Here is a 10,747-nt window from a genome sequence, read left to right as displayed (position 1 = left end):
ATGAACCGCCCATTGCGGACCCGCATGATGGGTGGTGTGGGGGCTGGAGGTTAGAGACCTCCGGCTACCCGATTATAAATCAAACAAACAAACCTGAAAAGTTGACTAAGTTATGAGCAATTATTGGAAAGACCAAACTCCCTGTACGCTCTCTTAACCATAATAAAATAAAGCCATAAACACCTGTAATCGATAAAGATATAATAGAAAAATGCCATTCTCCGCCGCTGTACATTATCCCATGAAGTAAACCAAACAATAAAACTAATAGTAAACCTGCAATATTAATTTGGGCTCCATATATATTAATACGAGAAGAAATTACAGCTAGAGAAAAAGTATAAAGAATAATTCCTCTAAACATAGGTTCTTCATCAAACCCTGGAATTGTTGCTTGATATACTAACTTTTCAAAATCATAATTAGGTCCTTCACCTAGAATGGTAGAAAGTATTAACTGTAAAAAAACAAATAATATAGTAACGATAACAGCTGGCTTAATTGATCCTGTTGTTTGCTTAAGCCTAAAGCCTGCATCGGCAGCTTTAAAGTTAGCATTTAAGTGTATCAGTAAAAATAAAGTAACGATCCATAGAAGAATAGCGGTGATTTTACCACCCCAGTTAAAACTTAAATCAGGAATGATTCTATTTACAGGAATTAGCTCACTACCTGTAAAAACGGCAAGAAAATAACCAAAAAATATAACAAGAGACAAGGCTCCCCAATTTAAATTTATGGTTACCTTTTTCATTTTAATTAAAGTCAAAACGATAACAAAAATAAACCCTGCATGAGAGAGAAACGATAAACTAAATTCTAACACGAGCACTTCCTTATGATGATTTATAACGCCGCCAGCAGAGGCGCGAGCTTGCGAGCGTCCTGCTGACTGGCTTTGTTATAGGGCTATTTCTCGATGATTCGCTCATTGTTCGCATGAGATAAAAAAGCTAGCTTTGCGTTATTAGCCGCAGGTTTAAAACTTGAGCTATAGCCCGCCTTAAACTTAAAAATAGATGCGACCCCGCCAATTATTGAACCAACTGGCAAAGTAAAAGCGTTAGTGAAAAAATCGAAGGCCGCACCACTAGCGATTCCATTGACAATCTTACCGCCGTCAAGGTTGAACTCTGTAGCGAAATCAAACTTTGAAGTGCGTTCCCACTTTTCACTTGATACTGTCGCTAAGTTTTCAATGCTCTCTTTGAGTTCTCGAATTGCTCTACTAGCCCCAAGATCAGGGTCTGGACACTTCAACGCTTCGATGTAAGCAAGTTCAATACATTCGTGGAGTGCATTGAACTCTGTCTTCCTACGCTCTTTAAATTCTAAAATATCAGCTATTGGAGTTGCACCATCTGGAACAGGAAGCAGATTTACTAATTCAAAACGAAGAGAGTTTTTTGGTTCGATGTATTCTTTTGGAATGGATAATTTATTGCCAATTTGGTGAAGAACCCAATCTGTTGACTTCTCTTCTTCCATAAGCTTTTTGGCTACTGCTGATTGAGCTACTGCGAAAGAATTTCCGATGTCAGCCCCACCAAAAGATCCTTGAAACCCAACACGCGGCCTCTCAATCACTCCGCTTTGAATCAGGATTTCTTCTTCTGGTAAACCAACATAAACTAGATTGCTACCTGGTATTACTACTTTATCCCAATAAAGTGCGTAATAACGAATCTCCTGAGGAGATAACCCTCTCTCCATAGTAAAACCATCACCATGGATACTGATAATGGCGGGGGCGGCTATAACTCCTCGAGTCATCTTTATTCTCCTTGGCTGAAAGCCCTATAACGCCGCCAACACAGGCGAGCGTCAGCGAGTCCAGCCAGCTTGCTGGCGTTTGTGATTGGCCTTGTTATGAGCTTCAAGTAAGACCAAAGAATTCATCACCGAACGTTCAACTAGGAGCCCATCCAAGATCTCAAATATTGAGATCCCAAACCAAGTGCCTTGCCCTGCCCTCCAACAGACGAGCCGATGTTAAACTTTTTGTTTTTATGCATCTCACGCGCGCGCATTAATTCCGAATTCTCTTCCTTGATTTCTATACATAATATCTATCGCATTCTGCAATCGCTTCGCTAGATCTGGATCATGGTTATTCGCCCATTCAATGCCTGAACGAGCCTTCTCAACATAATTGGCGCGTGTGGTGTCAGTGGCCATATCTACCGGCTGACCGGTCGCCACTGAGATTTTCATTGTCATTCCAAGAAACGGGGAACTTTCATCGAGCGACATTTTTCCAGTCTGGATTTGATCATTCATCCAATCAAACATTTCTTGCCGAGTCATACTTGTAAAGTCGGCTTGATTAGAGTCTTTTGATTTACTCGAATCGGTAGAGGCTGACTGCGCGACTTTAGTATTTAGAATGCTAGCAAATGATGCTGAATCATTACTGCTCTCTATTGAATTTTTCGGACCGGTGCGTTGACTGCTGTATTGATGGCTGGTTACTGTATCAATCTTCATAATGCTCTCCATTTTATTTTGTACACAACTAGAGTAATGCAAAATCTATTCCATACTTAAATTAGTATGATTTACGCAATCACTAGCTGCAATAGTCATCCTTAAATGGCAATAACTTTCCTCCATCGGTAATCAATTGCCGCTGGCAGATTACTGGCTCATAACGCCTGCCAGCAGGGGCGAGTGAAACGAGTCCAGCCAGCTTGCTGGCGACACTGGCTGGCTTTGTTAGGTGTTTACCAATCTTCATCGAAGTCATCAACACCGTGGGCACTATGTCCAACCATATACCATTTGTCGTTTATCTTTCTGAATATATGGCTGTATGTATTTTTAGCACCATTCGTAGATTGCTCTGATATAAGCTCCACGTTCCCCTTCTTTGCCCAAAGTGGAACTTCAGACAATGCGCCGCCTAGTTCTAGGTCTTTTTCATAGACTTTTCTTTCAATGACTTTATATGCAGATTCTTCTAGAACCTTGTCTGAAAAGTGAAACGATTTAAGCTCCCAGTAGATTGTTTTTAGCGAGTCTACATCTTTGGCTCTAGTATATTCACCGTAGCACTCTAATGTTTGCTCGGGCGTATTCATCGAACACTCATCCGCTTCAACAGATAATGCAACTAGAGCCAAAAGGGATAGCAATATTTTCATCGAGCTAATATACACCTAATTTTCATCGAGCTAATATACACCTAACGCCACGCTCTGCGGAAATATAGGAGCCTTAGCGAATAAATTTTCCGTAGTAGCGCCTTGTTAGTTTCACAGCCCAAACACCACTTCAAACTTCTCTCCATTGTTTAACCTTTCCAATCCTGAGTACAAACTTTTAGTATGCATTGGTTCAACAGCTATTCTTGATGCTTGGTAGTATTTCACACTTGTATTTGGAAAGTCGCTTAGAAAAAAAATAGATTTAACTTTTGCTAGTTCTTCCTCTGTTATCTCTATATTTTCAAGTAAAAAAGGTCTGCGATAGTCAACTTTAATACCTGTTCCTTCAATAAACCAGGCTGGTAATTGCGTAAGCTCTACAAGAAGGTCAGTTCTGTACCTTACCTCTGCATGAACAAATTCATGCGCTATCACGTCTGTGTTGAGCCCCTTAGGGCCTAGAAATATGCATTCTCTAAAGAACCCTGATGCTTGCATGCCCGTTGGATTAAAGCCAAAACTGGAGTACTGATCCCCAGTTGTAGCAATAATTCTTGGTGAAGATATAGGGTTACCATACACATTTGAAACTCTTTCGATTGCATCATTTATTGCTTCTATCAAGTTCGATTGTTGTGCTTCGTCAAGGCTGTCATCAACATAGAGATTTGTTGAAATCTGAGAAAAATGCGTCTGCCCGATCATTTCGCATGCTATCGCATCCTTTTTAAAGAAGGTAAAAGACGCAAAAAGAAGCAATATAAAAACAGGTACAAGAATTTTAAATATTCGCACAAACTTTCCTTGTGAAACTAACGCCCTGTTAATGGGCAAATTATTGTTGGCTAAAATAAGCGACGCAGGAGCAAAAGCCAACTGTAATTTGTCCTGTTGAACAGCTTGTTATATTTCGGTTAATTAAGCCAAGCAATTAAAAAAATAATTAGCGCATAAAATAAAATACCCACTAAATATTGAATAAGAAAACTACTATTTGATTTTGAATCTTTAAATTCTGAATAGCTATAAACTTTAGATTTATACAAACCGAATGAAGCTATTTTTAAGACCACAGTACCTGTTAGGTAAAGAAAAAAATCAAAAGCTAATGCCACAAGTATACTTGGTATAAATTCCAATACGATTCCCATTTAATTCTCCATTCTGATAGAAATATAACGCTTTGCACAGCGGCGCGAGGAACGAGCGTCCGGCGCCGCAGGCGCAAACTGCTGCAACTTGTTAGGTCTGACGCAAGCTCTCCTAGGCGAACCTAGTTTCGTATTTGACTTCAACCCAACCATCCTTGTGTACTTTGACTCTGAAATTCTTGACGAACCCTGCGGCCAAAGCCCCTACAAATGCACCGACCAAGGTTCCAACAGCCGCACCTATGGGGCCGCCGATTTGAAGCCCAACATACGCACCAACTGCGGAGCCACCTATAACTAGTAGCGCGGTAGATACGGAAACCTCTTTCTGTAGCTGAGACTTATTCTCAATTTGTCCAAGCATTTTACTTTCAGAGCTCACGACATTTCTCCTTGTATACCTAACAGCTTATTGAACACCACTTTGGGGGTTTATAACACCCCAAAACGGCGTATATTACATGGCTCAATAGTTCCACTAAATAACTACAATGTAAACAAGTAATTACGTATGTTATAAAATCACCGTTGTTAAAATACCCCAAAACGACTTTTAATAATGTTATTGGACAAAATACAAGCAACTGTCTATATATACAGTATCAGACTTAAATAATTGAATGTCATTTATGAAATCTCTCTTTCTAACCATGATTAAAGATCATATGTATAGCAAGCGTTATGCAAAGAGCACTATTGAAGCTTATTTGTTTTGGATAGCTGCCTATATCCGCTTTAATAATATGCAACACCCAAGCTCTATGGGGGATACTCAAGTGGAATTATATTTAAATCATTTAGTAAACTCGCAAAATGTAGCGCAAGGCACACAAGCCCAGGCATTGAATGCGCTAAGTTTTCTATATAAAGAAATAATTAAAAGTCCTCTCTCATTATCATTAGATTTTGTAAAAAGTGAACGCCCTAGGAAATTACCCGTTGTGCTTACACAAACAGAAGTTTCAGCGTTATTTAAACACTGTATTACAAAGCATTATTTAGCGTGTGCACTACTTTATGGTAGCGGTATGCGGTTAATGGAGGTACTACGTTTGCGGATACAAGATATTGACTTTGATTATAACTGTGTTCGAATTTGGGATGGTAAAGGGGGCAAAAATCGTGTTGTAACGCTTGCAGGAGAACTGATACCACAAATACGAACACAAATTCAATTAGTCGATAATTATTTACAATTAGACCTAAATAACCCGCTGTTTTGTGGCGTGTATATGCCGCATTTATTACGTAAAAAATATCCAAATCATAACAAACAGCTGGGTTGGCAATATTTATTTCCATCTTATAAACTCAGTATTGATCCTGAGAGTAAACAGCTAAGGCGCCATCATATTGATGAAAAGCAATTACAGCGCGCTGTAAAAAAAGCGGCTTTTAATGCACACATTAATAAACACGTTACGCCACATACTTTGCGCCACTCATTCGCTACGCACTTACTGCAAAGCGGCGCTGATATACGCACAGTACAAACACAACTCGGGCACAGTGACGTTCGTACTACACAAATATATACCCATGTTTTACAGCAAGGCGCTAATGGTGTTATTAGCCCTTTTTCAAGATTATAAACGTCTCTATTTAAAACAAAAAAGCACAACCCACAAGAGTTATGCTTTTTTAATTAATCTTAAATCTGAGTATGTTACAAACGAATGCCGCCGTCTATTTCTACTACGCGACCGGTAAAAAAGTCGTTTTCGATAATATATTGTGCGGTATGGGCTATTTCTGCAGTTTCACCTAAACGCCCTACTGGAGTTACGCTAAGCATGCGCTCTTTAGCTTCTGGTTTCATTACGTCGGTCATTGCGGTGCTTATAACACCTGGTGCAATTGCGCCTACGCGAATACCAAAACGGCCAAGCTCTTTAGCCCATGTAGTAGTAAGCGCTACAACGCCTGCTTTAGAGGCTGCGTAGTTTGTTTGCCCTATGTTTCCGGCGCGCGCTACGCTCGACATATTTACAATAACGCCACCTTTGCCCGACTCAATCATATGGCTGGCAGCTTCTCGGCCTGCCAAAAACACGCCAGTAAGGTTTACGTCTATTACTGATTGAAATTGCTCAAGCGACATTTTTTTAACTACTTTGCCGTCTTTTGCTTTAATAAACATGCCATCGCGTAAAATACCGGCGTTGTTGATCAATACACCAATATGGCCAAAGTCGCTATTAATGGTGTTAAATACCGCTTCCATTTCGCTCTCGTTGGTAACGTTGGCAGCGTAGCCTTGAATACGCGTAGTTACGCCGTCAAGTTGACTTAATTGCTCGGTTGCTGTGTTAAGTGCATCTTGCGCCATATCGATTAGGGCAATGTTTGCGCCCATTTTTGCAAACTTTTGCGCCATAGCAAAACCTAAGCCTTGTGCGCCACCGGTTATTACTACCGTGTTATTTTTAATTTCCACGCGTTACCCCTACTTCGAAAATAATTTAAATATGGCACTAAAATCTTCAGTACCCGCACCTTGGTGCTGCAATGTAGCGTATAAGTCGTTGGCCATTGAACCCATTGGCGTGGCTGATTTACTTTGTTTTGCTGCTTCCATTGCCAAGCCTAGATCTTTCGCCATTAGATCGACCATAAAGCCTGGTTTGTATTCGTTACTTGCAGGAGCCGACTCCATTACACCCGGACACGGGTTATATAATTCTAACGTCCAGTTACGCCCTGAGCTTGCGGTCATTATGTCGCTAAGCACTTTAGGATCTAGGCCATTATTTATACCCATTTGTAGTGCTTCGCTGGTGCCTGCCATTAAAATGCTCAACAGCATGTTATTACATATTTTTGCAACTTGCCCTGCGCCAATGTCGCCTGCATGAAAAATATTTTTGCCCATATCAACCAGCACAGCATTGGCTTTGTCGAACGCGGCTTTATCGCCGCCTACTATAAAGGTAAGTGTGCCGGCGGTTGCGCCTGCAACGCCACCCGATACCGGTGCATCTACAAAGCTAATACCTTGCTGTGCTAACTCTTTACCAACCACGCGCGCCGATTCGGCATCTATGGTTGAGCAATCAATAACTAAAGTGGTTTTACTTAAGCTGTTAATTAGCCCATTTTCGCCCAAATAAAGCGCTTTAACATGCTTGCCAGCAGGTAACATGCTAATAAGTATGTCTACGTTGTTGGCACATTGCGTTGCATCTGCGGCTGCGTTTGCACCTTTGCTTTTTAGCTCGTTAACTGTATTTTGGTTTAAGTCGAACACACTTACCGTGTGCCCTGCTTTAATAAGGTTTGCCGCCATTGGCCCACCCATATTGCCTAAACCAATAAATCCTATATTGAGTTTGCTCATAGCTTTAGCCTTGTTGTAATTGTTTAAGTGGGTGGTTATTGCCATAGCGATCTTCAAAAAAGCTATCTACCACTGAGCTTGGCACGTCGCTGAGTGTTTTGTATTGCCAGTTTGGCGCACCGTCTTTGTCGATTAACAATGCACGTACACCTTCTTGAAACTCACCCACTTCGCCGGCACGTACCGACATACCTAGCTCCATTCTAAAACACTCAGCAAGGCTTTTGCCTTTACTGGTTTTTAATTGGCGGCTTACTAACGCACAGCTTAGCGGACAACCATGCTTAAGCGATTTTTGCGCTTTTAGTAGCCATTTGTCGTCTGTGTTTAAGTTTAAAATATAGTCAACCTGTTGTTGTAGCGTAGTAAACTCAGCAAGTTCTTGAATAGTTGCCAAATTTGCTTTGATATTACCTTTAGGCAAACGCCCTGATTGCTGATCTAAATCAGTTAACAGCGTAGTAAGTTTTTCGTGATTTAAACTGGCCGTTTTACCCCATTTAATGCTGAGTAAACCCGCTAAAAGTGCATCGTATTTGTCTGCTTTTACATAGTGATCGGCAAGGGCAACAAAACGGGCATCGTCGCAATTTATAGACGCTGACGTAAGCCCTAAAAATAATCCAACACTGTGAGGCATTTTATGTAAAAAATAACTGCCGCCAACATCTGGGTATAAGCCAATAGTTTGCTCAGGCATTGCTATACGCGATGTTTCGGTTACTACGCGGTGGCTTGCACCGGCCATTAAGCCTAAACCGCCGCCCATTACAATACCGTTACCCCACACTAATAATGGTTTTTCGTAACAGTGAATTAAATAGTCTAGGCGATACTCTTGCGTAAAAAAATCCTCTACTAAGTCGCTTGCGCTGCCTTGAGCCATAGCGTGGTGCAAACTTACAACATCACCGCCTGCACAAAAAGCTTTGTCGCCTGCGCCTTTTAATACCACCATGGCAATACTGCTGTCTTGCGCCCAAGCTTTTAGTTGCGGCTCTAATAGTTTGATCATTTCAAAATTAAGGGCGTTTAACGACTTTGGTGCATTTAGCGTAGCAAACGCTATTAAAGCACCGTTTGACGCGGTTGCCGTTTCGAATACGACTGCGTCATCTGCATGATTTAATAATGTTAAGCCGCTCATTAGCCGTTCACCCAATTTGCACGACGCTTTTCTAAAAAGGCACTTACACCTTCTTGCTGATCTTCGGTGTCAAATAAGGCCACAAATAACTCACGTTCTAGCGGTAAAATGCTCGCCATAGGCTGATGACGCCCTTTTTGAATCAATGTTTTACATGCTGCAACCGAAGACGGACTTTGATCGGCCACTTGGTTAGCTAGTTTAAGTGCTGCAGCAAAGCTTTCGCCTTGTGGAACAACTTCTTCAATTAAGCCAATTTGCAGTGCTTTGTCGGCTTTTAAGCGCTCGCCACATAAAATCATGCGTTTTGCCCAGCCTTCGCCTACTAACCATGCTAGGTTTTGTGTACCACCAGCGCACGGTAGTAAGCCTACTTTAGCTTCAGGAAGCGCCATTTGTGCTTGCTCTTCAGCAATACGAATATCACACGCGAGTGCTACTTCTAAACCACCGCCCATGGCATAGCCATTAATAGCCGCAACCGACACGCCCCTAAAGTTACTAAGTGCTTCAAATGCTTCGCCAAATACGCGCGACATTTCGGCGGCTACGCCTTTATCGCCACCGGCAAACAAGTTTAAGTCGGCACCGGCACTAAAAAACTTTTCGCCTTCGCCGGTAAGCACTAGTGCATAAATATTTTTATTTTTGTTTAGCTTATTAACGGTGTTTTTTAAGGCAATTAATGTGTCTTTGGTCCAGGTATTTGCTGGCGGGTTTGACATAGTTAATATGGCTACATGACCTTCGGTCGTTAATTCAATGCTAGGATTAGACTTAGTATTTGACTCTGACATAAATAACTCCTTATAAAACTTCGCTGGCTGACTCTGCTAAAATACGACGCGCTATAATAACGCGCATAATTTCGTTAGTGCCTTCTAAAATTTGGTGTACACGTACATCACGTACATGGCGCTCTAATGGGTATTCTTTAATATAACCATAGCCACCATGAATTTGCAGGGCGTCGTTACATACAGTAAAGCCCACATCGGTTGCAAAACGTTTTGCCATAGCACAATACGTGGTTTTTTCGCTGTCGTTATTATCAAGCTTAAACGCAGCCAGCCTTACCATTTGGCGCGCGGCTACAAGCTCGGTGTTCATATCGGCAATTTTAAACTGCAGCGCTTGAAACGCGGCCAGTGGTTTACCAAACTGAGTGCGTTCTTTTAAATATTCGCGAGCCGTATTAAGCGCCGCTTGCGCTGTGCCAATTGAACAGGTTGCAATATTAATGCGCCCGCCATCAAGACCTTGCATAGCAAATTTAAAACCTTCGCCTTCTGCACCTAATAAGTTATGCGCCGGAATACGCACATCTTCAAAACTAATTAAGCGTGTAGGTTGTGCGTTCCAGCCCATTTTTTCTTCGGCTTTACCGTATTCAACACCTTTAGCGTCGGCAGGTACTATAAAGGCCGAAATACCTTTAGGGCCATCGCATCCGGTGCGCGCCATAACGACTAATACTTCGGTTTCGCCCGCGCCCGAAATAAACATTTTTGAGCCGTTAATTACGTATTCGTCGCCATCGCGTACTGCTTTAGTTTTTAGCGATGCGGCGTCTGAACCTGAGCCTGGCTCGGTTAAACAATACGATGCCAGTAAATCGCCAGTAACCAGTTGTTCGCAGTATTTGTCTTTAGCGGCGTCAGTACCAAAGCTTGCTACCATCCAAGTGGCCATATTATGTATGGTTAACATGGCTGTTGTTGCGGTACAGCCCATAGCAAGTTGCTCAAAAATAATGCTTGAATCTAAGCGCGATAAGCCAAGGCCACCGGCTTCTTCTGGCGTGTAAAGGCCACAAAAACCTAGTTCGCCTGCAGCTTTAATCGTGTCTTTAGGAAAAATATGTTCGCGATCCCACTTAGCGGCGTACGGTGCGAGTTCTGAGTCAGCAAACTGACGTGCTGTTTGAGCAAATGCTTGCTGATCATCTGATAAATTAAAGTCCATA

13 protein-coding genes are annotated in these 10,747 nt (G+C 41.8%); 1 reads left to right on the top strand and 12 read right to left on the bottom strand.

What is annotated here, in order from left to right:
* Positions 1 to 79 precede the first annotated feature (79 nt).
* From AAEZ18_RS02780 to AAEZ18_RS02750, 7 genes are all read right to left on the bottom strand, one after another.
* Positions 80 to 826, bottom strand: a complete 747-nt coding sequence (locus AAEZ18_RS02780) for a CPBP family glutamic-type intramembrane protease (protein WP_248534802.1) — start codon at positions 824 to 826, stop codon at positions 80 to 82.
* An 83-nt stretch (positions 827 to 909) separates the two neighbouring features.
* Positions 910 to 1,773, bottom strand: coding sequence for a DUF6236 family protein (locus AAEZ18_RS02775; RefSeq protein ID WP_350593785.1), 864 nt, complete (start codon positions 1,771 to 1,773; stop codon positions 910 to 912).
* 243 nt (positions 1,774 to 2,016) lie between these two features.
* A complete protein-coding gene (locus AAEZ18_RS02770) occupies positions 2,017 to 2,487 on the bottom strand; it encodes a hypothetical protein (protein ID WP_298722412.1) in 471 nt (156 codons plus the stop codon).
* Positions 2,488 to 2,723: 236 nt separating this feature from the next.
* Complete coding sequence (locus AAEZ18_RS02765; RefSeq protein ID WP_179806617.1) at positions 2,724 to 3,143, bottom strand: hypothetical protein; 420 nt, start codon at positions 3,141 to 3,143, stop codon at positions 2,724 to 2,726.
* A gap of 111 nt (positions 3,144 to 3,254) precedes the next feature.
* On the bottom strand, positions 3,255 to 4,022 hold the full coding sequence (locus AAEZ18_RS02760; protein WP_350593781.1) for a hypothetical protein: 768 nt from the start codon (positions 4,020 to 4,022) through the stop codon (positions 3,255 to 3,257).
* Positions 4,023 to 4,060: 38 nt separating this feature from the next.
* The gene (locus AAEZ18_RS02755) at positions 4,061 to 4,297 is read right to left on the bottom strand and encodes a hypothetical protein (protein ID WP_350593779.1); all 237 of its coding nucleotides are present in this window, start codon (positions 4,295 to 4,297) and stop codon (positions 4,061 to 4,063) included.
* Between the two features lie 112 nt (positions 4,298 to 4,409).
* Complete coding sequence (locus AAEZ18_RS02750) at positions 4,410 to 4,679, bottom strand: glycine zipper 2TM domain-containing protein (protein WP_350593777.1); 270 nt, start codon at positions 4,677 to 4,679, stop codon at positions 4,410 to 4,412.
* A gap of 247 nt (positions 4,680 to 4,926) precedes the next feature.
* On the opposite strand from AAEZ18_RS02750, the gene AAEZ18_RS02745 reads away from it, so the two are divergent.
* Entirely contained in the window at positions 4,927 to 5,889 is a 963-nt protein-coding gene (locus AAEZ18_RS02745; protein ID WP_197182044.1) for an integron integrase, read from the top strand.
* A 74-nt stretch (positions 5,890 to 5,963) separates the two neighbouring features.
* Here AAEZ18_RS02745 and AAEZ18_RS02740 read toward each other — a convergent pair whose 3' ends face one another.
* The 5 genes from AAEZ18_RS02740 to AAEZ18_RS02720 are packed head-to-tail and all read right to left on the bottom strand — an operon-like array spanning position 5,964 to position 10,746.
* Complete coding sequence (locus AAEZ18_RS02740) at positions 5,964 to 6,734, bottom strand: SDR family oxidoreductase (protein ID WP_086996146.1); 771 nt, start codon at positions 6,732 to 6,734, stop codon at positions 5,964 to 5,966.
* 9 nt (positions 6,735 to 6,743) lie between these two features.
* A complete protein-coding gene (gene mmsB, locus AAEZ18_RS02735) occupies positions 6,744 to 7,634 on the bottom strand; it encodes a 3-hydroxyisobutyrate dehydrogenase (protein ID WP_041454415.1) in 891 nt (296 codons plus the stop codon).
* A gap of 4 nt (positions 7,635 to 7,638) precedes the next feature.
* Entirely contained in the window at positions 7,639 to 8,781 is a 1,143-nt protein-coding gene (locus tag AAEZ18_RS02730; protein ID WP_011328138.1) for an enoyl-CoA hydratase/isomerase family protein, read from the bottom strand.
* Positions 8,781 to 9,578: an enoyl-CoA hydratase gene (locus tag AAEZ18_RS02725; protein WP_011328137.1), complete on the bottom strand. Its 798-nt coding sequence runs from the start codon at positions 9,576 to 9,578 to the stop codon at positions 8,781 to 8,783. Before AAEZ18_RS02725 ends, AAEZ18_RS02730 begins: the two co-directional genes overlap by 1 nt.
* A 10-nt stretch (positions 9,579 to 9,588) precedes the next feature.
* Entirely contained in the window at positions 9,589 to 10,746 is a 1,158-nt protein-coding gene (locus AAEZ18_RS02720) for an acyl-CoA dehydrogenase family protein (protein ID WP_011328136.1), read from the bottom strand.
* Position 10,747 lies beyond the last annotated feature (1 nt).

This window comes from Pseudoalteromonas sp. 19-MNA-CIBAN-0066 (genome assembly GCF_040308705.1).
In the GTDB taxonomy this organism is placed as follows: domain Bacteria; phylum Pseudomonadota; class Gammaproteobacteria; order Enterobacterales; family Alteromonadaceae; genus Pseudoalteromonas; species Pseudoalteromonas nigrifaciens.
This window is presented reverse-complemented; position numbering and strand designations above follow the sequence as displayed.

Excerpts from the sequence above, each read along its gene's own strand:
- AAEZ18_RS02775 (WP_350593785.1), bottom strand. The coding sequence starts at position 1,773 with ATGACTCGAGGAGTTATAGCCGCCCCCGCCATTATCAGTATCCATGGT.
- AAEZ18_RS02770 (WP_298722412.1), bottom strand. The coding sequence starts at position 2,487 with ATGAAGATTGATACAGTAACCAGCCATCAATACAGCAGTCAACGCACC.
- AAEZ18_RS02765 (WP_179806617.1), bottom strand. The coding sequence starts at position 3,143 with ATGAAAATATTGCTATCCCTTTTGGCTCTAGTTGCATTATCTGTTGAA.
- AAEZ18_RS02755 (WP_350593779.1), bottom strand. The coding sequence starts at position 4,297 with ATGGGAATCGTATTGGAATTTATACCAAGTATACTTGTGGCATTAGCT.
- AAEZ18_RS02745 (WP_197182044.1), top strand. The coding sequence starts at position 4,927 with ATGAAATCTCTCTTTCTAACCATGATTAAAGATCATATGTATAGCAAG.
- mmsB (WP_041454415.1), bottom strand. The coding sequence starts at position 7,634 with ATGAGCAAACTCAATATAGGATTTATTGGTTTAGGCAATATGGGTGGG.
- AAEZ18_RS02730 (WP_011328138.1), bottom strand. The coding sequence starts at position 8,781 with ATGAGCGGCTTAACATTATTAAATCATGCAGATGACGCAGTCGTATTC.
- AAEZ18_RS02725 (WP_011328137.1), bottom strand. The coding sequence starts at position 9,578 with ATGTCAGAGTCAAATACTAAGTCTAATCCTAGCATTGAATTAACGACC.
- AAEZ18_RS02720 (WP_011328136.1), bottom strand. The coding sequence starts at position 10,746 with ATGGACTTTAATTTATCAGATGATCAGCAAGCATTTGCTCAAACAGCA.